23 protein-coding genes are annotated in these 24,707 nt (G+C 67.4%); 12 read left to right on the top strand and 11 right to left on the bottom strand.

Annotation, left to right across the window (positions count from 1 at the left end; all coding sequences use genetic code 11):
* Positions 1 to 11 precede the first annotated feature (11 nt).
* Positions 12 to 1,784 carry a biosynthetic-type acetolactate synthase large subunit gene (gene ilvB, locus QT382_RS01825; RefSeq protein ID WP_289252341.1) on the bottom strand — a complete coding sequence of 591 codons (1,773 nt, stop codon included), beginning with the start codon at positions 1,782 to 1,784 and terminating at the stop codon, positions 12 to 14.
* A 100-nt stretch (positions 1,785 to 1,884) separates the two neighbouring features.
* Between ilvB and QT382_RS01820 the strand changes: the two genes are divergently transcribed.
* Entirely contained in the window at positions 1,885 to 2,346 is a 462-nt protein-coding gene (locus QT382_RS01820; protein WP_289252340.1) for an Lrp/AsnC family transcriptional regulator, read from the top strand.
* 12 nt (positions 2,347 to 2,358) lie between these two features.
* On the opposite strand, the gene QT382_RS01815 is transcribed toward QT382_RS01820, so the two are convergent.
* The 7 genes from QT382_RS01815 to QT382_RS01785 all read right to left on the bottom strand — a co-directional run bounded on the left by QT382_RS01815 (position 2,359) and on the right by QT382_RS01785 (position 7,647).
* Entirely contained in the window at positions 2,359 to 2,622 is a 264-nt protein-coding gene (locus QT382_RS01815; protein ID WP_289252339.1) for a hypothetical protein, read from the bottom strand.
* 26 nt (positions 2,623 to 2,648) lie between these two features.
* Positions 2,649 to 3,503, bottom strand: a complete 855-nt coding sequence (locus QT382_RS01810) for a 2OG-Fe(II) oxygenase (RefSeq protein ID WP_289252338.1) — start codon at positions 3,501 to 3,503, stop codon at positions 2,649 to 2,651.
* A gap of 49 nt (positions 3,504 to 3,552) precedes the next feature.
* Entirely contained in the window at positions 3,553 to 4,338 is a 786-nt protein-coding gene (gene yaaA / locus QT382_RS01805; RefSeq protein ID WP_289252337.1) for a peroxide stress protein YaaA, read from the bottom strand.
* Between the two features lie 96 nt (positions 4,339 to 4,434).
* Positions 4,435 to 5,793 carry a TolC family outer membrane protein gene (locus QT382_RS01800; protein ID WP_289252336.1) on the bottom strand — a complete coding sequence of 453 codons (1,359 nt, stop codon included), beginning with the start codon at positions 5,791 to 5,793 and terminating at the stop codon, positions 4,435 to 4,437.
* 82 nt (positions 5,794 to 5,875) lie between these two features.
* Positions 5,876 to 6,217: a rhodanese-like domain-containing protein gene (locus QT382_RS01795; protein ID WP_289252335.1), complete on the bottom strand. Its 342-nt coding sequence runs from the start codon at positions 6,215 to 6,217 to the stop codon at positions 5,876 to 5,878.
* An 11-nt stretch (positions 6,218 to 6,228) separates the two neighbouring features.
* Complete coding sequence (locus QT382_RS01790) at positions 6,229 to 6,882, bottom strand: protein-L-isoaspartate O-methyltransferase family protein (protein WP_289252334.1); 654 nt, start codon at positions 6,880 to 6,882, stop codon at positions 6,229 to 6,231.
* Positions 6,883 to 6,960: 78 nt separating this feature from the next.
* Positions 6,961 to 7,647 carry a TetR/AcrR family transcriptional regulator gene (locus tag QT382_RS01785; protein WP_289252333.1) on the bottom strand — a complete coding sequence of 229 codons (687 nt, stop codon included), beginning with the start codon at positions 7,645 to 7,647 and terminating at the stop codon, positions 6,961 to 6,963.
* Between the two features lie 113 nt (positions 7,648 to 7,760).
* Here QT382_RS01785 and QT382_RS01780 point away from each other — a divergent pair, with 113 nt between their 5' ends.
* From QT382_RS01780 to QT382_RS01740, 9 genes are read left to right on the top strand one after another with little or no spacing between them, the layout of a single operon-like run.
* Positions 7,761 to 8,588, top strand: a complete 828-nt coding sequence (locus QT382_RS01780; RefSeq protein WP_289254670.1) for an undecaprenyl-diphosphate phosphatase — start codon at positions 7,761 to 7,763, stop codon at positions 8,586 to 8,588.
* Between the two features lie 49 nt (positions 8,589 to 8,637).
* Entirely contained in the window at positions 8,638 to 9,441 is an 804-nt protein-coding gene (map, locus tag QT382_RS01775) for a type I methionyl aminopeptidase (protein ID WP_289252332.1), read from the top strand.
* A 4-nt stretch (positions 9,442 to 9,445) separates the two neighbouring features.
* Positions 9,446 to 12,031, top strand: coding sequence for a [protein-PII] uridylyltransferase (locus QT382_RS01770; protein ID WP_289252331.1), 2,586 nt, complete (start codon positions 9,446 to 9,448; stop codon positions 12,029 to 12,031).
* Complete coding sequence (gene mnmH / locus QT382_RS01765; RefSeq protein WP_289252330.1) at positions 12,028 to 13,086, top strand: tRNA 2-selenouridine(34) synthase MnmH; 1,059 nt, start codon at positions 12,028 to 12,030, stop codon at positions 13,084 to 13,086. The genes QT382_RS01770 and mnmH overlap by 4 nt, the downstream gene beginning before the upstream one ends.
* A 28-nt stretch (positions 13,087 to 13,114) precedes the next feature.
* Complete coding sequence (locus QT382_RS01760) at positions 13,115 to 13,891, top strand: substrate-binding periplasmic protein (RefSeq protein WP_289252329.1); 777 nt, start codon at positions 13,115 to 13,117, stop codon at positions 13,889 to 13,891.
* 49 nt (positions 13,892 to 13,940) lie between these two features.
* A complete protein-coding gene (locus tag QT382_RS01755; RefSeq protein WP_289252328.1) occupies positions 13,941 to 14,717 on the top strand; it encodes a DUF2189 domain-containing protein in 777 nt (258 codons plus the stop codon).
* Between the two features lie 4 nt (positions 14,718 to 14,721).
* Positions 14,722 to 14,940, top strand: a complete 219-nt coding sequence (locus tag QT382_RS01750) for a DUF2788 domain-containing protein (RefSeq protein WP_289252327.1) — start codon at positions 14,722 to 14,724, stop codon at positions 14,938 to 14,940.
* Between the two features lie 38 nt (positions 14,941 to 14,978).
* Positions 14,979 to 15,614 (top strand): LysE family translocator, encoded by a 636-nt coding sequence (locus QT382_RS01745; protein ID WP_289252326.1) that lies wholly within the window; start codon positions 14,979 to 14,981, stop codon positions 15,612 to 15,614.
* An 8-nt stretch (positions 15,615 to 15,622) separates the two neighbouring features.
* Positions 15,623 to 15,808: an oxidoreductase-like domain-containing protein gene (locus QT382_RS01740; protein WP_502929805.1), complete on the top strand. Its 186-nt coding sequence runs from the start codon at positions 15,623 to 15,625 to the stop codon at positions 15,806 to 15,808.
* A 12-nt stretch (positions 15,809 to 15,820) separates the two neighbouring features.
* Here the strand turns inward: QT382_RS01740 and QT382_RS01735 are convergent, their stop codons facing one another.
* Together QT382_RS01735 and QT382_RS01730 are read right to left on the bottom strand one after the other, a co-directional pair.
* Positions 15,821 to 17,566, bottom strand: coding sequence for a thiamine pyrophosphate-binding protein (locus QT382_RS01735; protein ID WP_289252324.1), 1,746 nt, complete (start codon positions 17,564 to 17,566; stop codon positions 15,821 to 15,823).
* Positions 17,563 to 19,236 (bottom strand): AMP-binding protein, encoded by a 1,674-nt coding sequence (locus QT382_RS01730; protein WP_289252323.1) that lies wholly within the window; start codon positions 19,234 to 19,236, stop codon positions 17,563 to 17,565. The genes QT382_RS01735 and QT382_RS01730 overlap by 4 nt, the downstream gene beginning before the upstream one ends.
* Positions 19,237 to 19,619: 383 nt before the next feature.
* On the opposite strand from QT382_RS01730, the gene QT382_RS01725 reads away from it, so the two are divergent.
* Together QT382_RS01725 and QT382_RS01720 are read left to right on the top strand one after the other, a co-directional pair.
* On the top strand, positions 19,620 to 20,897 hold the full coding sequence (locus QT382_RS01725; RefSeq protein ID WP_289252322.1) for a sensor domain-containing phosphodiesterase: 1,278 nt from the start codon (positions 19,620 to 19,622) through the stop codon (positions 20,895 to 20,897).
* A gap of 84 nt (positions 20,898 to 20,981) precedes the next feature.
* Complete coding sequence (locus QT382_RS01720) at positions 20,982 to 22,433, top strand: alpha/beta hydrolase family protein (RefSeq protein WP_289252321.1); 1,452 nt, start codon at positions 20,982 to 20,984, stop codon at positions 22,431 to 22,433.
* 30 nt (positions 22,434 to 22,463) lie between these two features.
* Here QT382_RS01720 and QT382_RS01715 read toward each other — a convergent pair whose 3' ends face one another.
* On the bottom strand, positions 22,464 to 24,653 hold the full coding sequence (locus tag QT382_RS01715; RefSeq protein ID WP_289252320.1) for a S9 family peptidase: 2,190 nt from the start codon (positions 24,651 to 24,653) through the stop codon (positions 22,464 to 22,466).
* Positions 24,654 to 24,707 lie beyond the last annotated feature (54 nt).

Here is a 24,707-nt window from a genome sequence, read left to right as displayed (position 1 = left end):
ACGACTGCGTACTACCGCTTCTCCTCCAACAACTCCTCATAGACCCGCTCGGCCGACAGCCAGATCTCGTTGTGGGGCGCGCCGGCCGGCATCATCGGAAAGCAGTTCTCCTCGCTGCTGACCGCCGCATCGAGGAAGAACGGCTCGGCGCTATCCAGGCATTCAGCCAGGGCCGCATCCAGTTCATCACGCCGTTCAACGCGGCGCGCGCGCCAGCCGAAGGCCTTGGCCAGCGCGACGAAATCCGGCAGCGCCTCGGTATAGCTGTGGCTGTAGCGGCCTCCATGGATCAGCTGCTGCCACTGCCGGACCATGCCCATGCGCGAGTTGTTGCACAGCACCAGCTTGACCGGCGTGCGGTGCTGGACTGCGGTCGACAACTCCTGGATGTTCATCAGCACCGAAGCATCGCCGCTGACGCAGACGACCAACTCGTCCGGATTGCCGATCTGGGCACCAATCGCCGCCGGCAATCCGTAGCCCATGGTTCCAGCCCCGCCGGAACTGAGCCAGCGTTGCGGCCGCCGCGGCGGCAGATGCTGCGCCGCCCACATCTGATGCTGACCGACATCGGTGGCGACGATGGCATCGCGGCCTCGCAGGGCCAGGCCCAAGCGGCTCATCAGGGCCTGCGGAAGGATTTGCGCCGAGCTGTCCACAAAGCCCAGGCAACGCTCAGCGCGCCAGCGGTCGATGCGACGCCACCAGGACGACAGGTCGGCGCCGGACGTCCACCCACGCAACAGCGCGCGCAGGCTGGCCGCGCAGTCGCCTACCAAGGCCACGTCGGCCTTGCGGACCTTGTCGATGGCACGGGGATCGATGTCCAGATGGATGACCTTGGCCCGTGGGCAGAAGGCATCCAGCTTGCCGGTCACGCGGTCGTCGAACCTGGCACCCACACAGACCACGAGATCGGCCTCGTGCATAGCCAGGTTGGCTTCCAGCGTGCCGTGCATGCCCAGCATGCCCAGGAACTGGAAATCGTCGGAGTCGAAGGCACCCAGGCCCAGCAAGGTCAACGTGCAAGGTGCGCCGCTGGTCTTCACCAACTGGGTGAACAGGCTGCAGGCCTCGGGGCCGGAGTTGATCAGGCCGCCGCCACCATAGAACACCGGCCGGCGAGCCTGGGTCAGCAGTTCGTGCGCGGCGGCAACAAGCTTGTCTGCTGGAGCTCCGTTCGATGCAGCTTCGGCCGCCAGCGGTTCCGGCACCCTCCAGTCCTGCAGCCCGGCCAGTTGCACGTCTTTGGGAAAGTCCAGCAGCACTGGCCCCGGCCGCCCCTCCAGGGCCGTGCGGCAGGCCATGCGAACCCGGTCGGCAACGGCATCCGCTTGCCGCAGTTGCTCGCAATGCTTGGTCACCGGCTTGGCCAGCCCCAGCGCATCACATTCCTGGAATGCATCCGTGCCTATGGCGCAAGTCGCCACCTGGCCGCTGATGCAGAGCAGCGGGATGGAATCGCACTTGGCGTCGAGCAGGCCAGTCACGGTATTGCTCATGCCAGGCCCCGACGTCACGAACACCACGCCCAGCCGGCCAGTGCTGCGGGCATAGCCCTCGGCCGCATGGACCGCGGCCTGTTCATGGCGGACCAGCACATGCCGCAAACGCGGCTCGGCGTGGAGCGCGTCGTACAGCGGCAAGACCGCCCCACCCGGATAGCCGAAGACGGTTTCGACACCCAGGGCCAGCAAAGAAGCGATCAGTGCCTCGGCACCATTGCGCGGCGCAGCGCGAACGACGGGAATTGGAGCAAACGCGGTATCGAAGGCCAGAGACATGCCCGGCACTGTGCCCGTTCAGGCAAAGAAAAGGCTTCCGAATTTGCCGCGATAAATCAAAATCTCGGAAATTCCTTCCGAAACAAATCAGTATCACAGCATGAAGCTAGACAAATTCGACCTCGAAATCCTCGCTGCCCTGCAGCAGGACGCGCGCCTCAGCCTGCAGGAGCTCTCCAGCAAGGTGGGGCTGACCAGCTCACCCTGCTGGACCCGTATCAAACGAATGGAACAGGCCGGCGTGATCGAAGGCTATTCGGTGCGCGTCAATCCGGCGGCTGTCGGCCTGGCCGATACGGTCATCGTCCAGGTCACGCTGGACAGCCATTCGGACGAAGCCCTGTTCGAGTTCGGCCGGACGCTGGAGCAGATCCCTGAGGTGCTGGAGGCCTTCCTGGTCTCGGGCGACTACGACTATTACATCCGCATAGCTATTGCCGACACGCGCGACTACGAGCGGCTGCTGCGCGAGCGGCTCTACAAGATCCCCGGCATACGCCACAGCAAGAGCAGCTTCGTGCTGCGCCAGCTCAAGCAGAGCCAGCTGCCACTACGACGCTAGCCCAAGGGCGGCTCAGTGGACGGCCGGCTTGGCGGCCTTTGCCTTGGGCACCTTGTGCAGTGCCTTGGCGCTCGGCTTCTTGGGCGCCTTCTTCGCGGTCTTCTTGGTCTTCTTGACCACCTTCTTCTTGACCGCCTTCTTGGCCGGTGCCTTGGGTTGCTGCTGTTGCTGTTCCACAGGCACGCTAGTCTGGGCTTGCACGGCGCTCACGTGGAAGCCGCACAGCAGGGCGGCCGCCAGGGCCATCAGCTTGAATGAGTGGAATTTGTTCTTCATCGTCTTTCGCTCCTGTCGTTGTCAGCCTATTCGAACAGCCCTTCTCGCATCCATTTGGTCGCCACCCATTTCTGGCCGGCCTGCACCGGTGAACCGCCGTGCAAGGTGCGAGTGCTGGGATGGGGCTTGTCATAGCTGAAGAAGACGGCGTTGCCGCGCACCGGCATCACCTCCAGCCCGATGTCCGGAAAGATCGTCGAACCGCCACGCTCGGGCGTGTTGAGGTACATCACCACCGTGCCGACCCGCTGGCCGCCGCGCTTGAGGATGGTCGCCGTACTGGCGTGCTGGGGATCAAAGTAGTCGTAGTGCGGCAGGTACTCGGCACCGGGGCGGTAGCGCAGCACCTGCAGGCCTTCGCCGTTCTCCAGTGGCCAGTTCAGCAAGTTGGCGAGCCGCGTTTCAATGCGTTGGCAAAGCTCGTTCTCGCCACGATCGAAGAACATGCCATCGCTGGTACGAGCCGAGTTCACCTCGCTGCCATCCTGCGTCAGCGTGACCGTCTCGGACCGCGCCAGGCGGCTCTCCGACAGCGCAATCATGGCTTCGCATTCCTCGTCCGACAGCAGGCCACCAAAGACCACGATGCGCGGATGTTTCATGCTCAGCAGGATGCCGACCTCGCGGTCACCGGCCCAGAGCGTGGTGGGAGCATCTTGCATCGCCGGCTCGGGCACCGGCACCGGCTTGGGCAGGTTCGGATCCTGAAGTGGGGTCAGGCCCAAGGCTCGCTGCAAGGTCTCTTCCAATGCGCGGATGCTGACCGGGTCTTCCCAGCCGCTGCTGCGCATCGCGGCAAGGGTCTGCTCGGGGCTGACGCCGGCGTCGGCCTGTTCGAGGATCCAGCGTCGGAGTTCGGGCGTGATGACTTGCATGCTCATGATTGGGGGCAAATTCTGCCTTGGCCGCAGCCGTTTTCCCTGCCCGACATCAATCTTCCAGGCGCCGCCTGAACAGCAGGCGATCCGGCGTTGATTCGCTGGCCGCCAGGTGGTAACCGTCGACGGCGAAATCCTTCAGCCCCTCGGGCCGGTCGATGCGCTGCTCGATGGCAAAGCGGGCCATCAGCCCGCGGGCGCGCTTGGCAAAGAAGCTGATCACCTTGTAGCGGTCGCCCTTCCAGTCCTCGAACTGGCAGTCAATCACGCGCGGCTTCAGGGCCTTGCGGTCGGCCGCCCGGAAGTACTCCTGCGAGGCCAGGTTGATGATGACCGGCACAGTCTCCGCCGCGGCTCGCTTGTTCAGATGCTCGGCAATCCGATCACCCCAGAAGGCATAGAGGCTGGCGCCAGCCGGGTTGGCCAGGCTTGTGCCCATCTCGAGCCGGTAAGGCTGCAGCAGGTCCAGAGGCCGCAGCACACCATACAGGCCGGAAAGAATCGCCAGGTGCTGCTGCGCCCAGTGCAATTGGTCGAGCGACAGGCTGCTGGCTTGCAGGCCCTCGTAGACGTCGCCATTGAAGGCCAGCACCGCAGGTCGGCTGTTGTGCGCTGTGAAGCGCGGGCGCCAGGCCTTGTAGCGCTTCACATTGAGCTCGGCCAGCGCGTCCGACAGGTCCATCAACTCGGCCACATCGGCCACGCTGAGCTCGCGCAGCAGGTCTATCAATTGCTGCGAATCAGCGACGAACTGAGGTCGGGTTGCCAGCGCTGCGACGGCGGCAGGAACAGGGGTTTCATAGTCCAGCGACTTGGCCGGCGAGAGCAGATAGAGCATGCGCTCATTGTGCCGTGCAGGCCGCGCCCAAAAAGCAAACGCCGGCCGCGCCGTGAGGCGGGGCCGGCGTCCGGCACTGGACTGTACGAGCTGCGCTTACTTGACCAGCAGGACGTTGATCGCGCCAATGTCCTCGGGCTTGAGCTGGCCCGCGGCCTGGCGCAGCTTGAGGCCGGTGACCAGCACGTCATAGCGGGCCTTGGCCAGGTCGCTCTGGGTCGAGTACAGCTGGGTCTGGGCGTTCAGCACGTCCAGGTTGACGCGCACGCCAACCTTGTAGCCCACCTGCGTGGCTTCCAGGGCCAGTTTGCTCGAGGCCTCGGCAGCTTCCAGCGCCTTGACCTGGGCGGTCAACGACTGCACGCCGAAGAAGCCGCGGCGGGTGCTCTCGTTGACCAGGCGGCGCACGTAGTCGAGGTCGTTGCGCGACTTCTCTTCCAGCTTCATGGTCTCAAGCACGCGGTTCTGGCTGGCGCCGCCGGTGTAGAGCGGATAGGTGATGCTGACACCGACGCTGGCACTCTTGGAGGTGCCGGCACCGGCCGCCGCCGCGGCCGCACCGCTCAGGCTGTTGTGCACGTTCTGCAGGCCGACCGAGCCGGTCATGTCCACGGTCACGCCATCGGCGACGCGGGCCTTCTTGGTCTCCAGCTGGGCCACTTCCAGGCCCAGGCGTGCCTTGCGCACGCTGGGGTTCTGCTCGTCGGCCTGGGCCACCCACGGGTCCAGCGTCAGCGGCAGCAGGGCCGGCAAGGCCACCGGCTGCACCAGCGGCTTGGGCTCGACGCCATTGCGGCCGACGATCTGGTCGATCGCGACACGCTTGACGCGCAGGTCGTTCTCGGCAGCAATCTCCTGGGCCACTGCACGGTCGTAGCGGGCCTGGGCTTCACGGGTGTCGGTGATGGTCGAGGTGCCGACCTCGAAATTGCGCTTGGCCGAGGCCAGTTGCTCGGCGATGGCCTTCTTGTTGGCCTGCGTGCTGGACAGCACGTCTTGCGCGCCCAATACGTCGAAGTAGGCCTGGGCCACGCGGACGATCAGGTCCTGCTCTGCCGTTTCCAGATCGGCCTTGGCCACGCCGAGACTGCGCTGGGCCTGCTCGATGGTGAAGCCATTGGCACGGTTGTAAATCGCGTAGCTGCCCTTGAGACCAGCGGTCGTCGTGGTGGACGACACACCAAGGCCCGAAGGAGCCTCTGCGCGAGCCAGCGTGGTGCCGGCACCCAGACCCAGGGCCGGTCGACCCAGCGCGTCGGCCTGGGCCGCACGGTACTCGGCCGATTCGGCCGCCGCGCGGGCCGACAGGTAGGTGGCGTCGTAGGCGCGGGCCGCGTCGTACAGCTGCTGCAGGCTCTGGGCCTGGGCGCCGGCGCTGGCGAAGACGCCCAGGGCGATGGCGGCCGCCAGGCGGCTGTAGCGTTGACGCAGGACGGGTGCGCGGTGGTCAGACATGAATTTCCTTTTCGCGGCGGTTGACGACGCGTGACATGGTTCCGGGATTACTGCGGCGACTTCTTCTTCGTTCTCTTGTGAATCAGTATCGAGGCACGGCGGAATCCACCGCCAGCGACCAGGCATCGATGCCGCCGGCGAGGTTATAGACGGAGTCCAGGCCCTGCTGCCGCAAAAATGCGACGACTTGCAGACTGCGGACGCCGTGGTGGCAATAAACGACGACAGGATGCAACGGATCCAGTTCGGCCAGCCGGGCCGGCACCTGACCCATGGGAATGTGCAGGCCAGGGCCTTGCGGCGCCTCGATGCGGCAGTGTTCGCGCTCCCAGACCTCACGCACGTCCAGCAGCAGCGGCACCGGGCCGGCCGCGCCTTGCAGCATGCGTTGCAAATCAGGAGCCGAGACCTGGACGCCGCTCATGCGGGAGGCGATCAGAACTGGAAAGCCGGCTTGTCGGTGAAGCCGGCCAGGCGCGGCGCCACCGTGTCGAACAGCTCGCGGCGGCTCACTTGGCCGTCGGCCTGGCGCTCGTAGCGCGTGGCCTGCATCACCGGGCCGCTGCCGACGATGGCGATCAGGCGGCCGCCGGCCTTGAGCTGGTCCAGCAGCGCCTGCGGAATTTCCTGTACCGAGCCGCTCAGCAGGATGGCGTCGAACGGCGCCTCGCCGGCCAGGCCCTGGTTGCCATCGGACTCTCGCACCACCACGTTGTTCAGGCCGGCCTTCTTCAGGCTCTTGGTGGCCCGGGCCGCGAGGGTCGGGTCTTGCTCCAGGGTGACCACCTGGCGGGCCTGGTGGCCCAGCAGCGCGGCGACGTAGCCGGAGCCGGTGCCGATCTCCAGCACCTTGTCCTGGCGGCTGACCCGCAGCTCCTGCACCAGGCGCGCCTCGACACGCGGCGCCAGCGTCTGGCGGCCACCGCCCAGCGGCAGCTCGGTGTCCATGAAGGCCAGGGCGCGCTGGGCCTCGGGCACGAAGTCCTCGCGCTTGACCTGGCCCAGCAGTGCCAGCACGCCCGCGTCCAGCACATCCCAGGGGCGGATCTGCTGTTCGATCATGTTGAAGCGGGCCTGTTCGATGTCCATGTCAGTCGATCCTTGGGTTTTCTTGGGCAATGCGGCCACCCTCTGCCGGGCAGCGAATGGCGGATTCTATTTCGGGCTTCAAGAGGCGGACCGTGCCAAAAGCGGCGACGCCAACAGGCCGTGCAGCATCAGGTCCAGCTGCAGCTCGAGCACCCTCATGGCGTCCATGCCGGGGTCTAGCAGCGCGCAGGCGCCGAAGGAATGCTGGTGCAGGGTCAGGTGCAGCATGGGCGCGATCAGCACATGGATCGCATCCTCGACCGGCACCCGGCGGAACTCGCCGCTGGCCATGCCCTTTTCCAGGATGGCGCCCAGCAGTTGGTGCGTGGGAACGATGACCTCGTCCAGGTAGAACTGGGCCAGCTCCGGGAAATTGCGGGCCTCGGCCACCATGATCTTGGTGATGCCGCCGGCCGGTCCCAGACCCACGCGCTGCCACCATTCATGCAGCACCTGGCTGAGCAGTTCGGCCATGGCGCCCTGGTGCTCGGCCAGCATCTGGCGGCCGTCGGCGATGTGGCTGGCCAGGTTCTCGCGGACCACGGCCTTGAACAGCTCTTCCTTGCTCGGGTAGTAGAGGTAAAGCGTGCCCTTGGAGACACCGGCCCGGGCCGCCACCTCCTCGGAGCGCGTGGCCGCAAAGCCTTTCTCGACGAACAGGGCCAGCGCGGCGGCCAGCAGCTCCTGCGGCCGCGCCTCCTTGCGGCGCTGGCGCGCCGGAGGGCTGCTGGAGCGGTTGGGACCCGGGGCGAGGACGGAACTCATGGCTGCAACTGACTGACCGGTCAGTAATGTAAGCCTAGGGGCCGGCCACGGGCAAGGCGGCGTGCGCCTGGCGGCTATCATCGCGCCCTTTGAAATTCCCGCTGGAGCCGCGCGTGGACCTGCTGTTGCTGATCAAGGCCGCCGTGATGGGCCTGGTCGAAGGCCTGACCGAATTCCTGCCGATCTCCTCGACCGGCCATCTCATCCTCACCGGTTCCCTGCTAGGCCTGACCGACGCCAAGTCCAAGGTCTTCGATGTAGCCATCCAGAGCGGCGCCATCCTGGCCGTGCTGATCGTCTACTGGCAGCGCCTCTCCAGCGTGTTGCTGGAGCTGGGCAGCAGCGTCCGAGCCCGCCGCTTCGTGCTCAACGTCGCCATCGGCTTTTTGCCGGCCGCCGTGATCGGCCTGCTGGCCTACAAGACCATCAAGGCCCATCTATTCAATGCCCCGGTCGTGGCCGGCGCCTTCATCGTCGGCGGCCTGATCATCCTGTGGGTGGAGCGCAATGCCACCCAGCGCCGCGCTCGCATTGACGACGTGGACGAGATGGACGTGCTGGACGCCCTCAAGGTCGGCCTGGTTCAGTGCCTGGGCATGATCCCCGGCACCAGCCGCTCGGGCGCCACCATCATCGGCGGCATGCTGCTCGGCCTGTCGCGCAAGGCGGCCACCGATTTCTCGTTCTTCCTGGCCATTCCCACCCTGGTCGGTGCCGGCGCCTACAGCCTCTGGAAGGAGCGCCATGCCCTGTCCATGGCCGATGCGCCCATGTTCGGCGTCGGCTTCGTGGTCAGCTTCCTGGCTGCCTGGGTCTGCGTGCGCTGGCTGCTCCGCTACATCTCCAGCCACAGCTTCGTGCCCTTTGCCTGGTACCGGATCGCCTTCGGGCTGGTGGTCCTGGCCACGGCTTGGAGCGGCGCGGTGGTGTGGGCGGACTGAAACCTTGCCAGCGCTCCGGCTTGCCGTGAAGCACTAAAATCGCGCCCCTATGACGATCACGATCAAGAGTGCCGCCGACATCGAAGCGATGCGAGTGGCCGGCCGGCTGGCCTCCGAAGTACTGGACATGCTCACGGCCCACGTGAAGCCGGGCATCACCACCGACCAGTTGGACAAGCTGGCCCACGACCACATCGTGAACGTCCAGAAGGCCATCCCCGCGCCTCTGAACTACTGCCCGCCCGGCTACACGCCCTACCCCAAGTCGATCTGCACCTCGGTCAACCACCAGGTCTGCCACGGCATCCCGAACGACAAGGTCCTGAAGAACGGCGACATCGTCAACATCGACGTCACCGTGATCAAGGATGGCTGGCACGGCGATACCAGCCGCATGTTCGTGGTCGGCGAGGGCTCGATCGCCGCCAAGCGCCTGTGCCAGTTCACCTACGACGCCATGTGGAAGGGCATTGCCAAGGTCAAGCCCGGTGCCCGCCTTGGCGACATCGCACATTCAATCCAGACCTTTGCCGAGAACGCCGGCTTCTCCATCGTGCGCGAGTTCTGCGGCCATGGCATAGGCCAGAAGTTCCATGAAGAGCCGCAGGTGCTTCATTACGGCCGCCCCGGCACGCTGGAAGAGCTGGTGCCCGGCATGGTGTTCACCATCGAGCCCATGATCAATGCCGGCCGCCGCGAAATCCGCGAGATGGGCGACGGCTGGACCATAGTCACCAAGGACCGTTCGCTGTCGGCCCAGTGGGAACACACCATCGCGGTCACCGAGACCGGCTACGAGGTGCTCACGGTGTCCGCCGGCAGCCCGCCGCCGCCCGCCTTCATCACAGGCTAAGCGATTGACCGCCGATCTTTCTGAACTGCGCCGCCAGTTCAAGAGCGGCAAGCAGGCGCTGATCGCGGGCTTCATGCAGGCCCGCCCCACCGTCACCTCGGCGCGCCAGCTGATGGGCAGCCTGGCCCTGCATGTGGACGGCACGCTGCAGCAGCTCTGGGCCAGAGCCGGCCTGCCCGGCGAAGCCTGTCTGCTGGCCGTGGGAGGCTACGGCCGCGGCGAGCTGTTCCCCCATTCGGACGTCGACGTGCTGCTGCTGCTGCCGGACGGCGTCGAGCCCTACCAGCCCGGTCCGCTCAAGAGCGCCATCGAGCATTTCGTCACCAGTTGCTGGGACACCGGCCTCGAGATCGGCTCCTCGGTGCGCACCGTTGACGAATGCGTGCATGAGGCCTCCGGCGACGTCACCATCCAGACCGCCCTGCTGGAAGCCCGCCTGCTGGTCGGCCCCAAGCCGCTCTACAAGCGCTTCGAGCAGGCGCTGCGCAAGGCCATGGACGCCAGCGCCTTCCTGCGAGCCAAGACGCTGGAGATGCGCCAGCGCCACACCAAGTACGACGAGACGCCCTATTCGCTGGAGCCCAACTGCAAGGAAAGCCCGGGCGGGCTGCGCGACCTGCAGCTCTTGATCTGGATCGCCCGCGCCGCCGGTCTCGGCAAGACCTGGCCCCAGCTCGCGGCCAAGGGCCTGATCACGCCCTTCGAAAGCCGCCAGCTGCAACGCAACGAAGGCTTGCTGAGCCTGATACGCGCCCGGCTGCATGCCGTGGCCGGCCGACGCGAAGACCGCCTGGTCTTCGACCTGCAGACCGCCGTGGCCACCAGCTTCGGCTACCAGGCCCAGGGCGGCCAGCGCGCCTCGGAGCAGTTGATGCGCCGCTACTACTGGGCAGCCAAGGCGGTGAGCCAGCTGAACCAGGTGCTGCTCCTGAACCTGGAAGAGCGCATCAATGGCTCGCAGCAGGACCTGCTGCGGCCTATCAACGCCCACTTCGTCGAACGCGCCGGCATGCTGGAGGTGCTCAGCGACGACCTCTACGAGCGCCAGCCCCAGGCCATCCTGGAAACCTTTCTGATCTACCAGCAGACGCCGGGCATCAAGGGCTTCTCGGCCCGCACGCTGCGCGCGCTCTACAACGCCCGCGAGCTGATGGACGGCGCCTGGCGCCGCGACCCGGTCAACCGCCGGCTGTTCCTGCAGATCCTGGAGCAGAAGGAAGGCCATACCCACGCCTTCCGGCTGATGAACCAGACCTCGGTGCTGGGCCGCTACCTCTGGGTGTTCCGGCGCATCGTCGGCCAGATGCAGCATGACCTGTTCCACGTCTACACGGTGGACCAGCACATCCTGATGGTGCTGCGCAATGTGCGGCGCTTCTTCATCCCGGAGCACGCCCACGAATATCCGTTCTGCTCGCAGCTGGCGGCCCAGTTCGAGAAGCCGCACCTGCTCTACATCGCCGCGTTGTTCCACGACGTGGCCAAGGGCCGTGGCGGCGACCATTCCGACCTCGGCGCCGTCGAAGCCCGGCGCTTCTGCCGCGCCCACGGCCTGAGCAAGCAGGACGCCGAGCTGGTGGTCTTCCTGGTCCAGCATCACCTGACCCTGTCGCGGGTGGCGCAGAAGGAAGACCTGTCCGACCCCGAGGTGGTGCAGTCCTTCGCCCGCAAGATGGGCGACGCCCGCCATCTCACCGCGCTCTACCTGCTGACCGTGGCCGACATCCGCGGCACCAGCCCCAAGGTCTGGAACGCCTGGAAGGGCAAGCTGCTCGAAGACCTCTACCGGCTGGCCCTGCGCGCCCTGGGCGGCGCCAAGCCCAACCTGGATGCCGACATCGAGGCCCGCAAGCAGGAAGCCCGCGAGAAGCTGGCCCTGCTGTCGGCCCTGCCCGGCACCGAAGAGCCGCTGTGGAAGACGCTGGAGCTGAGCTACTTCGCCCGCCATGACGCCGGCGACCTGGCCTGGCATGCGCGGGCGCTCTGGCGCCATATCGAAAGCGCCGTGCCGGTGGTGCAGGCGCGGCCCTCGCCGGTCGGCGAAGGCCTGCAGGTGCTGGTCTATGCACCCGACCAGCAGGACCTGTTCGCCCGCATCTGCGGCTACTTCGACATGGCCGGCTTCAACATCCTGGACGCCAAGGTCCACACCACGCGCAACGGCTACGCGCTGGACACCTTCCAGGTGATCAGCCCCGACCTGGACCTGGAGCAGCGCGACCTGGTGCCGCTGGTGGAGTCCAAGCTCTCGCAGGTGCTCAAGGACCAGGGTCCGCTGCCGGAGCCGCGCCGCGGCCGGCTGTCGCGCCGGGTCAAGAGCTTCCCGTTCACGCCCCGCATCGCGCTCAAGCCGGACGAGAAGGCGCAGCGCTGGTTGCTCTCCATCAGCACCAGCGACCGTGCCGGCCTGCTCTACGCCATCGCCCGCGTACTGGCCCGCCACGGCATCAACCTGCAGCTTGCCAAGATCTCGACGCTGGGCGAGCGGGTGGAAGACACCTTCCTGGTCGACGGCCCGGCCTTGCAGCAGAACAAGCTGCAGCTGCAAATCGAGAGCGAGCTGCTGGACGCCGTGTCGATTCCGCAATGAGCTACACGGTCACCATCGAACAGGCATTGGCCGAGCTGCCCCGCTTCGACGCCATCGTCGACGTGCGCACGCCGGCCGAGTTCGACGAAGACCACATGCCCGGCGCGATCAACTGGCCGGTGCTGAGCAACGAGGAGCGAGCCACGGTCGGCACGCTGTACGCCGAATCGCCGTTCGAGGCGCGCAAGCTGGGCGCGGCCCTGGTGGCCCGCAACATCGCCCGCCACCTGGACGAAAGCACCCAGGACCTTGAGAAAGGCTGGCGCCCGCTGGTCTACTGCTGGCGCGGCGGCCAGCGCAGCGGGGCGATGAACTGGTTCCTGGGCCAGATCGGCTTTCGCTCGCGCCAGCTGGTCGGCGGCTACAAGGCCTACCGCGCCCAGGTGCGGGCCGACCTGACCGAACTGCCCGGCCGTTTCAATTACCAGGTGCTCTGCGGCCGCACCGGCAGCGGCAAGACCCGCCTGCTGCAGGCGCTGCAGGCCGAGGGCGCCCAGACCCTGGACCTCGAAGGCCTGGCGCGCCACCGCGGCTCGGTGCTGGGCGGCCTGCCCGGCGACGCCCAACCCAGCCAGAAGCGCTTCGACAGCCTGCTGTGGGAGCAGCTGCGCAGTCTCGATGCCGATCGGCCGCTATGGGTCGAAAGCGAGAGCCGAAAGATCGGTCGCATCGCCCTGCCCGAGCAGTTGTTGAATGCGCTGCGGGACCGCGGCGAATGCCTCTGGATCGCCCTGCCGGATCAGGAGCGGGTCCAGCTGCTGCTCGAGGACTACGCCCATTTCGCCGCCGAGCCGGAGGGCTTCTGCGCCCTGCTGGAAGGCCTGATCGAGCTGCGCGGCAAGGAGACGGTCCACCGCTGGCAGGCCCAGGCTCGCGCCGGAAACTGGGCCGAGGTCTTCGGCGAGCTGATGCGGCTGCATTACGACCCGGGCTATGAGCGCTCGCTGCGCAACCACTATCCGCAACTGGACCAGGCCCGCGAGGCCGCGCTTGACAATGCTCAGCCCGAAAGCCTGGGCGCGATGGCACGGAGTCTGATCGCGGGCCTACACTGAGCCGACGACATCGTTGGGGTTCCCATCCATGAGCTGGAAAGCAAGGCTGTTCAGCGCCTGGCTGGCCGTTGCCATTGGCGGAGGCGCGGCCGCGCAGACGGTCACCATCGGGGCCGAGGACGACTGGTTCCCGTACTCGGGCCTGATCGACGGCAAGGTCCAGGGCATTACGCTGGACGTGGTGCGTGCCGCCTATGCGGTGGTCGGCCTCGAGGTGCGCTACGAGGTCATGCCCTACGCCCGCTGCCTGGCCCAGACCCGGGCCGGCATCCTCGTCGCCTGCTTCAACACGCTGCGCAACGCGGCCATCGAGGACGAGTACCTGTGGCACAAGCCGGCCATGTTCCCGGTCCAGTACAAGATCTACGCCCGCGCCGAGTCGATTGAACAGAACCTGAAGCCCAAGGACCTGGAAGGCCGGCGGGTCGCCGTGACCCATGCCTACGAGTACGGCGCCGAGTTCGATGACAACAGCAGGATCCAGCGGGTCTACAGCCCGCGCGACGAGAGCAACTTCCGCATGCTGCTGCTCGGACGGGCCGACTTCACGCTGGCGCTGGAAATCAACACCCGGATGCTGATCCAGCGCCGCCCCGACCTGGCCGGCCGCATCAAGATGGTCGGCGCCGTGGCCGAGTCCGGCGTCTACATGGCGTTCTCGCGTGCCCATGCCGACGCGCCCCGACTGATGGCCCGCTTCGAGGAAGGCCTCCGAATCATCGGCAAGAACGGCCGACTGCAGGCCATTCACGACGAGTGGTGGCTGCGCCTGGTCGGCAGCAAGGCCGATCCGGTCCTGCGTTGACCGCCATCAAGGCCTGTCCCGGCGCGTCCGGGCAGCATGGCTGTCAACGATGAAAAGCACCGACCCAGCCCTCCGCGAATCGCGCCAGTTCGGCGTGCGCGCCGTGCCCGTGCTCAGGCCCCTGGGCTGGCTGGCGCGCGGATGGCGCGACCTGATGCACTGCCCCGGCCTGTCGCTGCTGCACGGCCTGGCGCTGGCCCTGGGCGGCACCCTGATCTTCTGGCTCGCGCGCGACCGCTTCTGGCTGCTGGCTGGCGCCTTCAGCGGCTTTCTGCTGGTGGCGCCGGTGCTGGCCACCGGCCTCTATGCGCTGAGCCGCGCCATCGAGCGGCGCGAAGACGCCTCGCTGGCCACCGTGCTCGCAGCCTGGCATCCGGGTGATACCCGCCTGGTGCGCTTCGGCCTGCTGCTGGCCCTGGCCGGCACCGGCTGGGTCCTGACCTCGGCCTCGCTGATCACGGCTTTGGCACCGGGCGTGGTGGCCAAGCCATTTGACTTCCTGCGCCAGGTGGTGCTGAACGACCAGAGCCATCTGTTCGAGGTCTGGCTGGCCCTGGGCGCCTTGCTGGCCGCCCCGGTATTCGCCTCCAGCCTGGTCGCCATCCCGCTGTTGCTGGACCGGCCGGTCAGCGTGCTGGGCGCGGTCTTCACCAGCTGGCGCGTGGTGATGGAGCATCCGGCGCCGGTCGCGTTCTGGGCGCTGCTGATCATGGGGCTCACCCTGCTGGGCATGGCCACGGCCATGCTGGGACTGATCGTGATCCTGCCGTGGCTGGGCCATGCCAGCTGGCATGCCTACCGCGACCTGGTGCGCGCAGCGGGCTAGAGCAATGTTCGGCTACAGCGAAGAGCAGATCGCCCAGTTCGGCCTCACCTTCGGCGTGGCGGCCTTCATGCTCTACATGGTCTTCATCATCCTGCAGCTGGCGCGCGAATCCAAGGCCGGCCGCTTCGGCACCTTCGTGCTGCTGCTGGGCCTGGGCTTCGGCCTGGTCGGCTTCGCTGCCAAGGGCCTGATCAGGTTCTTCCTGTCGGGCCTGGGCGATTGAGCAGGGCTCCCGGGTTCTTCCCGGGTTCTAATCGGCGCATGCCCGACACCCACTCCCTGCTGCTCTTCATGTTCGCCGGCTGGCTGCTCAATCTGACGCCTGGTCCGGATGTGCTCTACATCGTGACCCATTCGATGCGCTCCGGCGTCAAGGCCGGCCTGGTGGCGGGTCTGGGCATCACGACCGGCTGCTTCGTCCATGTGTTCGCTGCCGCCCTGGGTCTGGGCGCCCTGCTGGCCACCTCGGCGGCAGCCTTCGTGTTCGTCAAGCTGGCCGGTGCGGCCTACCTCTGCTGGATAGGCCTCAAGGCCCTGCTGGCCAGGGCGCCCGAGGCCTCGGCTCCCAAACCGGCCGAGGCAGCCTCGCTGCAGGCCATCTATCTGGGCGGCTTCTGGACCAATGTGCTGAACCCCAAGGTGGCGATCTTCTTCCTGGCCTTCCTGCCGCAGTTCGTTGCCGCCGATGCTGACCACAAGACCGTGGTCTTCGTCGCCTTAGGCCTGCTGTTCAATTTCAATGCCATGCCCATCAACGCCGGCTACGCCTGGTCGGCCGCCTGGATGGCCCGGCGGCCTGGCGTGCAGCGCGGCATGCACTGGCTGGAAAAGGCCGCCGGCGCGATGTTCATCGCCTTCGGTGTCCGGCTGGCCCTGAGCGGCCGCCCGGCCGACTGACGATGGAGATGCCAATGACCGAGAGCCCGGCGGACGATCCCATGCCCCAGCCGCCGTTCCAGCCCGACCTCGATGCCTGCTGCGGCAATGGCTGCGAGCCCTGCATCTTCGACCTGCACGACCTGGCGATGGACCAGTACCGCCAGGCGATGCGTGCTTGGCGGGCCCGGCATCCGGAGGTGCCAGCGGCCTGAGCCGCGGCCCCATCACATCGACAGCGAGCCCTCGCGGAACTCGGTCTTGTCGAGCCAGACATTGATCAGAACCGGCCTGCCGTGCCTGGCGGCATCACGGGCGCGGGCCAGCGCCTGCGGAATCTCGTCGGCACGCTTGAGTTCGATGCCGACAGCCCCAAAGCCGGCCGCCACCTCGTGATAGGCGGTGCGGGCCAGCACCGTGCCCACGTCATCGTTCAGCATCTTGACCTGCTCGCGGGCGATCTGGTTCCAGCCGGCGTCGTTGCCGACCACGGCGATCACCGGGATGCGGTGGCGCACGAAGCTGTCGAACTCGGCCAGGGCCCAGCCGCAGGCTCCATCGCCCAGCACGATCCAGGTCTCGCGGTCCGGCCGCGCCAGCGCCGCCCCCAGGGCAAAACCGGCACCGACTCCCAGCGTGCCGAACACCCCCGGGTCAAGCCAGCTCAGCGGCGAGCGCGGATGCAGCACATAGGAGGCCGTGCCGACGAAGTCGCCGCCATCGGCTATGAAGAGCGCGCCCTCGCCGGCCTCCTGCTCCAGCGCCTTCAGAAGTAACAGAGGATTGACGAACTCGCCGCCGGCCGATGCCTGCTGACTGATCTCGGTCTCGCGCTGCGCATCGCGGGCTTCAAGCGAGGTCTTCCAGGCGCTCCAGTTCTTGCCGCCCGCCCAGGCCGCGGCCAGCTCGCGCAGGAAAAGGCCGGCATCGCCCAGGGCCGCGATGTCGGGCCGGCGGTTCAGCTTCGCATCACGCTTGCTTCGGTTGGCAGCCACCAGGGTGGCGCTGCGGCGCACGTGGCGGCCGTAGTCCAAGCGGAAATCGCAGGGCACGCCGGCCAGCAGCACCAGGTCAGCCTCGCGCAGCGCCTGCCGACGCTGGTGACGGTGCTGCAGCGGATGCTCGCGCCCCAGCAGACCGCGTGCCATGCCGCTGAGGTAGACGGGCACGCCCAGTCGTGTGATCGCCTCGGCCAGTGCCTCAGCTTCAGCCGCCTCGCTCAAGGCCTGGCTGCCGATCACGAACAGCGGCCTCTCGGCGCGAGTCAATGCGGCCTTCACCTTGTCAATGACCGGGCGGCCGGCGCGCGGCAGCTCCGCCTTGCGCGGGGCCGGCGGTGCGGCATCGCTGCCGCCGAACATCTTCTCCACATGGCGATTCAGGTACCAGCGCAAGGCCCGCTCCGGCAGCGAGCTGCCCTTGCCGGCCGCGTCGGCATACCACTGGCGGATCGAGGCCTCGTCGTAGAGCAGGTCCACCGGGCATTCGATGAAGACCGGACCCGGCACGCCTTCAAGTGCCACGGCAAAGGCCTCGTGCACTGCCGGTGCCAGGTCTCTCACGCGGCGCACCATCAGGGCCCGTTTCACATGCGGCGCCACCAGCGGCCGCTGGTCTATGTCCTGCAAGGCACCGCGACCCTGCAAGGCCGTGGGCGCCGCACCGCCTATGACGATCACGGGCGACTGAGCCAGCTGCGCGTTCTTCAATGCCGTGATCGTGTTGGTGATGCCCGGCCCGGCGGTGACTGCGGCCACGCCGGGGCGGCCGGTGAGCCGCGCCATCGCATCGGCGGCGAACAGGGCTGTGGCCTCGTCCCGCACATCGACGATGCGAATGCCGCGCGCCTTGGCGCCCGACAGGATGGGCGAAATATGGCCACCGCAGAGCGTGAACAGCGTGCTGACGCCCTGCTCCTGCAGGGCCTCCGCGACCCGGTCGCCGCCAAGTCGCTGCGCTGCCAGGGCCGTCATGCCCAGACCACCGGCTCGCGGCGCGCGAACCAGGCGTCGCGCTGGGCTTCCACCGCCGCCTCGATGCGGTTGCGCCGTATCTTCATGGTCGGCGTAAGCGTGCCGGCCTCGATGGACCAGGGCTCGCGCATCACCACCAGCATCTGCAGGTGCTCATGCTCGGCGCGCCGGGCATTGACCGCCTTCAGCAGGCTGGCAAGCTCAGCCTGGACCTGGCTGCGGGTCTCGGCCTCGCCCTGGCGCGGGCGAACCGCTTCAGCCAGCACCACCAGCGCATAGGCCGAGGCCTGGCCCACGCCCGAGACCACCGACAGCTCGATCAGCGGATGGGCGTTCAGGTCGTTCTCTATGGGTGCCGGCGCCACGTACTTGCCCTTGGCCGTCTTGAACAGCTCCTTGAGCCGGCCGGTGATCTTGAGCAGGCCATCGCTGCGCCGCTCGCCCAGGTCGCCGGTGTGGAAGAAGCCATCCTCGGTGAACGAGGTCGCGGTCAGTTCCGGGTCCTTGTAGTAGCCGCTGAACTGGCCCGGCGACTTGATCAGGATCTCGCCCTCCTCGCTGAGCCGCACCTGCACGCCTGGCATGGGCACGCCCACGTAGCCGGGTTCGTTGGACTGGGCGTTGGACGAATGCGAGTAGGAGTTGTCCTCGCTCATCGCATAGCCCTCGAACAGGCTCAGGCCCAGGCGGCGGTACCAGCGGATCAGGTCCGGCGGTATGGGCGCCGAGCCGCTGCCGGCGGACACCACCTGATCCAGCCCCAGGCCGCGCAACACCTTGCGCGCCACCACGCGGCCCAGCAACGGAATGCTGAGCAACCGGTCCAGCTTGGCCGGCGGCATCTTGGCGAAGACGCCCTGCTGGAACTTGAGCCACAGTCGCGGCACCGAGATGAACAGCGTGGGCCGGGCGCGCTGCAGGTCCTGGATGAAGGTGTCCAGCGACTCGGCGAAGAACAGATGCGTGCCCCCATCCACCAGCGAGGCCGCCTCGACCCAGGAGCGCTCGAAGCTGTGGGCCAGCGGCAGGTAGGACAGCATGCGACTCTCGAGCTGGTGGCCGACCCGCGAGCGCACATCGGCGGAAATGCCCTCTGCGGCCCGCGTGATCGCTCCAAAGCTGCACATCACGCCCTTGGGTCGGCCGGTCGAGCCCGAGGTGTAGAGCAGCATGGCCAGGTCGCCGCTGTCGCGTTGAATAGCGCCTGGCAGAGGCGCGGTGCGGGCGATGATTTCATCCCAGCGCGGATGCTCGTTGGGCGGCGCCAGCGGCAGGGCTATGCAGGGCATGCCGGCCGGCACCGCGCTGCGCTGCTGCTCCCAGAGGTCGAGCTTGCCGACGAAGAGCAGGCTGGCCTCGCTGTGTTCCAGCACATAGGCCACGGTCTCGGCGGTCTCGGTGGGAAAGATCGCCACCGTGGTGTAGCCCGCCATCCAGATCGCCAGCTCGGTCATGATGAAGTGGGCGCAGTTCTTGGACAGCATGGCGATCCGCGCCCCCGGCGGAAATCCCTGACTGCGCAGATGTGCGGCCATGCGGCGCGCCTGGTCCACGGTCTCGGCCCAGCGGTAGTCGATCACCCGGCCAGCGCCCACGGGCTGGCTCAGGAAGACCGTGCCGGCGCGGCCGGCCTCATGCTCGTACACATAGTCCAGCAAGGTCTTGGCCATGGCTGTGAGTTCCTCATCGCTGAAAACCCGCTGCGGACGACCGGGCCGGCGCAGCACCCGGCGCTACTGTGCGCAGGAAAGCGGGCGCTGGCACTAGGGATTCTGGGGAGGGCCTGTCCCAGGAAATGCGCGAAATGCGCACAAAACTCCTCATTTGGGCGGGGGCAATCGGCCCGGTGCGACCCCCAGTTTTCTCGCCAATGGCTTACGCTTGCCTCGTTAATTCAACAGACTGGCCAAACAGGACCCAGGTCTGATCTCCGCCTCGCAGCGCCGTACCCAGCCGAGGAGCGCCCGACTGTCATCCGGGCCATCACCAGAAAACGGACGCATGAGGCGGAGCCCGACCATCCAGGGACCTGCACGTGCCTCAAGGAGGTCTGATGGACACGACAAGCACCTCAAGCGCGATCCTGCATCGCCCCTGGCCGGTGGGCCGCTCGCTGGAGCCGCCGGCCCTGCTGATACAGAGCATGCAGGCCATACGCCGACACATGGCCATGGACGTGGCCTTCATCTCCGAGTTCGCCGAAGGGCGGCGCGTATTCCGTTACCTGGACTCGGCCGACCCCGACCCGCCGATCCGCGTGGGCGGCTCCGATCCGCTGGAAGAGAGCTACTGCCAGCGGGTCGTCGACGGCCGACTGCCCGAGCTGATGCGGGATGCCTGCCAGAACATCGAGGCCCTGACCCTGCCGGCCACGCTGGCCCTCAACATCGGCGCCCACCTGAGCGTGCCCATCCGGCTCAAGGACGGCAGTGTCTTCGGTACCTTCTGCTGCTTCTGCACCCGGCCCAACAGCGCCCTCACGCAGCGCGACGTGGCCACCATGCGGGTGTTCGCCGACATCCTGGCCGGGCACTTCGAACGGGAACTGCAGCAGCGCTCGTCGGCCGACCAGATGGAACAGCGCATTGACCAGGCGATGACGCCGGGCTGCATGCGCCCGGTCTATCAGCCGATCTTCAACCTGCCGCAGGGACGCGCGGTCGGCTTCGAGGCGTTGACGCGCTTCGACTGCGAGCCCCGGCGATCACCCGATCAATGGTTCAACGAAGCGGCCGGTGTGGAGCGTGGCGTCGAGCTGGAGCTGCATGCGATTGAGCTGGCGCTGCAGGGCCTGGAACAGATCCCGCGCAGCCTCTATGTCGCGGTCAACGCCTCGCCTCACACGGTCATAGACAGCCGCTTGCCACAGCTGCTGGCGCGCCATCCGCTGGACCGCATCGTGCTGGAGGTCACCGAGCATGAGGAGGTCGAGCAGTACAGCGAGATCGCCCGCGTGGTCAATCCGCTGCGCATGGCGGGTCTGCGCGTGGCGGTGGACGACGCCGGCGCCGGCTATGCCTGCTTCAAGCACATCCTCAACCTGGCGCCGGACATCATCAAGCTGGACAACAGCATCACCCGCCACATCGATGCCGACCTCAAGCGCCAGGCCCTGGCCGCCGCCCTCGCCCGCTTTGTCGAGACCACCGGGGGCAATCTGGTGGCCGAGGGCGTGGAGACCTCGGACGAGATGGCTGCGCTGCACCGCATAGGCATCATGTTCGCCCAGGGTTATTCGCTGGGCCGGCCGGGACCGCTGGTCGACGCGCTGAGCCTGGCTCGCGGGCTCGGCGAGCAGCGCTCCGGAGCAGTCAGGCGGCATATCAACTGAGCCCTGGCTGCATCGGGACTTGTCTGGAGACAGTCGGTCCGGAGCACTCGGTACCCTTGCCAGCACACCTGCTGGAGACGTGCCGTGCCAACACCAAGCCGCCTGATCCTCTCGCTCGCTGCCCTTGCCATGCTGGGCAGCTGTGCCAGCACCACCATGGTCCCGGAGGAGCCCCGCCCACACGACAGCCGCAGCTTCACGCCGGAGCCGGCCGCCACGGCGCCCTTCCCGCCGCTGGCCGCCGCGGCGGGCGACAAGGTCGACATGAGTAGCACCAGCCGCTGGACCGGCATGCTGGAGGGTGCCGCCTACCGCATCGAAGTGCCGGCGCAATGGAACGGCCAGCTGGTGATGTACGCCCACGGCTATCGCGGCACCGGGCCGAATCTGCGCATCAGCAATCCGCCGATCCGCCGCTACCTGATCGAGAACGGCTACGCCTGGGCCGCCTCGAGCTACTCGAAGAACTACTACGACGCCCGCACCGGCGTGGAAGACACCAACGCGCTGGCACTGGCCTTTGGCACCATCGCCGCTCAGAACGGCCGCCCGCTGGCGCCGCCATCCAAGCTCTTCATCACCGGGCACTCGATGGGCGGCTACATCTCCGCGCTGGCCGTCGAAGCCGAGACCCGCGCCACGGCTCGGCACAAGGTCGAGTACCAGGGCGCCGTGCCGCTGTGCGGCACCGTGGGCGACGAATACCTGCACAACCACCTCGCCGCGCTGCAGACGGCAGCCCAGGCGGTGGCCGGCGTGCCGAGCTACCCCTTCACCCAATGGGCCGAGATCAAGGGCCTGGTGACCCGGGAGCTGTTCAGCAGCTTCCCCAGCGAATCGGCGCCCAATACACCGATCACGCCCACCGAGAAGGGTCGCCAGTACCTGTCCATCGTCAAGCACCTCAGTGGCGGCGAACGGCCGCTGTTCGCGGAGGCGATCACGATCGGCAACAGCTTCCCATCGCCGTACGGCCTGTTCGGCGGCGACGGCACGGCGGCCGGCGTGCTGACGCAGAGCATTCTGGATACACGCGACATCAGCTTCAGCATTGACGGAGACCCGATGCTGTCAGCAGCCCTGAACAAGGCGGCACTGCGGCTCGTACCGGTGCCCGACGCCAACCGGCTGCGCCGCGACGGTCTGCGCTGGGTGCCGCATGTCAACGGCGAGTTCAAGGTGCCAGTGTTGAGCCTGTACACGCTGGGTGACTTGTTCGTGCCGTTCAGCGTCGGCCAGGTCTACCAGCGCCGCGCCGCGGCCAAGGGCAGCAGCGGCTGGCTGGTGCAACGGGCGATCCGCGGCGCCGCGCATTGCGACTTCAGCGTGGCCGAACAGGTCCGCGCCTTTGCCGACATGGTGCACTGGGAACGTACCGGCAGCCGCCCTGCGGGCGACGACGTGCTGACCCCGGCCACCGTGGCGGCCCGCGACTACGGCTGCGCCTTCACCGACAACAGCGTGTCGCCCGACGAATATGCCGGCACCACGGCGCTGCGGCAAAAGATCCTCGCAGCGACGCCCAAGTGCCCCTGAACGCAGGACCCAGGCCTGAGACCTTGCCGACTACCGGGCCATGCCCCACTGATCCAGCATGAAGGCATAGACCTTGGCCCGCTCCTTCAGCGCATCGAAGCGGCCCGAGGCACCGCCGTGGCCGGCCGACAAGTTGATGTCGAACAGCAGCGGATTGCCGTCGCTCTTGAGCGTGCGCAGCTTGGCCACGTACTTGGCCGGCTCCCAGTAAGGCACCTGGCTGTCGTTGATGCCGGTGCGGGTCAGGATGGACGGGTAGGCGCCGGCCTTAAGGTTGTCGTACGGGCTGTAGGCGCGCATCCAGGCGTATTGCTCGGCGATCTTGGGATTGCCCCACTCGATGAATTCCTCGGTGGTCAGCGGAATGCTCTCGTCCAGCATGGTGTTGATCACGTCGACGAAGGGCACCTCGGCCACCACGGCCTTGAACAGTTCGGGCCGCAGGTTGACCACCGCGCCCATCAGCAGGCCGCCGGCGCTGCCGCCGTTGATGACCAGCTTGTCCCGCTGGGTCCAGCCCTGCTGGATCAGGGTCTCGGCCACGGCGACGAAGTCGGTGAAGCTGTTCATCTTCTTGGCCAGCTTGCCCTCCAGGTACCAGCGCCGGCCGAGGTCGCCGCCGCCGCGGATATGGGCGATGGCCACGACCACGCCGCGGTCCAGCAGCGAAAGGTCGTTGCCGTTGAAGCGCGGGTCCGACGGAATGCCATAGCTGCCGTAGCCGCGCAGCAGCAAGGGCCGCGGGCCCTCGCCGCGCAGGGCCTTGGCATAGACCAGGGAGATGGGGACCTGCGTGCCGTCCTTGGCTGTGGCGACCAGGCGCCTGGATTCGTAGCGCGAAGCGTCGTAGCCGATCACCGGCTGCTGCTTGCGCAGCGTCAGCTGGCCGCTGGCCAGGCCGTAGTCATAGACCGAGGCCGGCGTCGTCATCGACTGATAGTTCAGGCGCAGCGTGTCGCTGTCCGACTCGCGGTTGTCGCCGACCAGGGCGGTGTAGACCGCCTCGCTACCAACCGCCACATCACGCGACTTGGCTCCGGCCTTGAGCCGGGCCGGCTGGTCGAACACGCGCAGCTTGACCGAGCCCTGCTCGCGCACCTGCAGCACCAGGTGCTGCTTGAAGACGGCCAAACGCTCCAGCGCCGCATCCTCGCGGTGCGGCAGCAGCTCCTGGGCCTGGGCCAGCTGGGCCGCCGTGAGGCTCAGCGTCTTGGGCATGGGCAGGGCCGCCAGGCGGAAGTTGGGGCCGCGGTCGTTGATGCGCAGGAACAGCCGGCCCGCATGATGCTCGGCCGCATATTCGACGCCGCTCTTGCGGGGCAGCAGCACCTGCCATGCGCCCATGGGCTTGTCGGCCGCCAGGATGCGGACCTCGGTCGTGTCCTTGGCGATGCTGGTCACCGTCAGGTAGCGGCGGTCGGCCGTGCGGCCCAGCATCAGGTTGTAGAGCTCGTCCTTCTCTTCGTAGATCAGCTGGTCCGGGCCCTGGCCGTCCAGGCTGTGGCGCCAGACCTGGTTGCGACGGCGCGCCTCGTTCGAGGTGATGTAGAAGATCGTCTTCGAGTCAGCGGCCCAGACCGCACCGTCGGTGCGCTTGGCCACCCAGGGCAGGTCCTGGCCCGTGGCCAGGTCGCGCACCTGGAGCTGGAAGTCGCGGGCGCCGGTCTCGTCCAGCGAATAGGCCAGGCGCCTTCCGTCCGGGCTGGCCGAGGCCTGGTTGACCGCCAGGAACTTGCGGCCCTTGGCCAGCTCGTTCAGGTCCAGGATCACCTGCTCGGGCGCAGCGGCGTCATAGGCCCTTGCCTTGCCCTGCGCGGCGCGGCGGATGAACTGCGGGTACTGCGCGCCTTCCAGCGTGCGGCTGCTGTACCACCAGGCGCCATCGCGGGCCGGCACGCCTTCGTCGGCCTGCTTGATGCGGCCCACCATCTCGGCATACAGCTTGTCGCGCAGGCCTTCCAGCGGCTGGTAGTACCGGGCCGTGTAGTCGGCCTCGGCCTTCAGATAGGCCATGACCTCGGGCTTGTCGCGCTCGCGCAGCCAGAAGTAGTCGTCGATGCGCTTGTCGCCGTGGACCGTCACGTCCTTGGGTACGCGGGGCGCTACCGGCGCATCGCCGGCAGTCTGCGCCAGAGCCAGGCCGGTGGCGGCCAGGGCCGAACAGAAAAGCAGATGGCGGGCCCACTGGCCCGCCCGGTTCGTCATCGTCTTCGTCAGCAAGATCGTCTCCCGTGATGGCCGTGCTCGAGGCGGCCGGTGCGGCGATTGTGCCTA

The organism is Pelomonas sp. SE-A7 (assembly GCF_030345705.1).
Lineage (GTDB): Bacteria > Pseudomonadota > Gammaproteobacteria > Burkholderiales > Burkholderiaceae_C > JAUASW01.
Note: the sequence above shows the minus strand (reverse complement) of the source record. Positions and strands in the feature narration are given on the sequence as shown.

Bases quoted from the DNA above. Each gene is read 5' to 3' on its own strand.
- ilvB (WP_289252341.1), bottom strand. From the start codon at position 1,784: ATGTCTCTGGCCTTCGATACCGCGTTTGCTCCAATTCCCGTCGTTCGC.
- QT382_RS01820 (WP_289252340.1), top strand. From the start codon at position 1,885: ATGAAGCTAGACAAATTCGACCTCGAAATCCTCGCTGCCCTGCAGCAG.
- QT382_RS01815 (WP_289252339.1), bottom strand. From the start codon at position 2,622: ATGAAGAACAAATTCCACTCATTCAAGCTGATGGCCCTGGCGGCCGCC.
- QT382_RS01810 (WP_289252338.1), bottom strand. From the start codon at position 3,503: ATGAGCATGCAAGTCATCACGCCCGAACTCCGACGCTGGATCCTCGAA.
- yaaA (WP_289252337.1), bottom strand. From the start codon at position 4,338: ATGCTCTATCTGCTCTCGCCGGCCAAGTCGCTGGACTATGAAACCCCT.
- QT382_RS01800 (WP_289252336.1), bottom strand. From the start codon at position 5,793: ATGTCTGACCACCGCGCACCCGTCCTGCGTCAACGCTACAGCCGCCTG.
- QT382_RS01795 (WP_289252335.1), bottom strand. From the start codon at position 6,217: ATGAGCGGCGTCCAGGTCTCGGCTCCTGATTTGCAACGCATGCTGCAA.
- QT382_RS01790 (WP_289252334.1), bottom strand. From the start codon at position 6,882: ATGGACATCGAACAGGCCCGCTTCAACATGATCGAACAGCAGATCCGC.
- QT382_RS01785 (WP_289252333.1), bottom strand. From the start codon at position 7,647: ATGAGTTCCGTCCTCGCCCCGGGTCCCAACCGCTCCAGCAGCCCTCCG.
- map (WP_289252332.1), top strand. From the start codon at position 8,638: ATGACGATCACGATCAAGAGTGCCGCCGACATCGAAGCGATGCGAGTG.
- mnmH (WP_289252330.1), top strand. From the start codon at position 12,028: ATGAGCTACACGGTCACCATCGAACAGGCATTGGCCGAGCTGCCCCGC.
- QT382_RS01760 (WP_289252329.1), top strand. From the start codon at position 13,115: ATGAGCTGGAAAGCAAGGCTGTTCAGCGCCTGGCTGGCCGTTGCCATT.
- QT382_RS01755 (WP_289252328.1), top strand. From the start codon at position 13,941: ATGAAAAGCACCGACCCAGCCCTCCGCGAATCGCGCCAGTTCGGCGTG.
- QT382_RS01750 (WP_289252327.1), top strand. From the start codon at position 14,722: ATGTTCGGCTACAGCGAAGAGCAGATCGCCCAGTTCGGCCTCACCTTC.
- QT382_RS01745 (WP_289252326.1), top strand. From the start codon at position 14,979: ATGCCCGACACCCACTCCCTGCTGCTCTTCATGTTCGCCGGCTGGCTG.
- QT382_RS01740 (WP_502929805.1), top strand. From the start codon at position 15,623: ATGCCAATGACCGAGAGCCCGGCGGACGATCCCATGCCCCAGCCGCCG.
- QT382_RS01735 (WP_289252324.1), bottom strand. From the start codon at position 17,566: ATGACGGCCCTGGCAGCGCAGCGACTTGGCGGCGACCGGGTCGCGGAG.
- QT382_RS01730 (WP_289252323.1), bottom strand. From the start codon at position 19,236: ATGGCCAAGACCTTGCTGGACTATGTGTACGAGCATGAGGCCGGCCGC.
- QT382_RS01725 (WP_289252322.1), top strand. From the start codon at position 19,620: ATGGACACGACAAGCACCTCAAGCGCGATCCTGCATCGCCCCTGGCCG.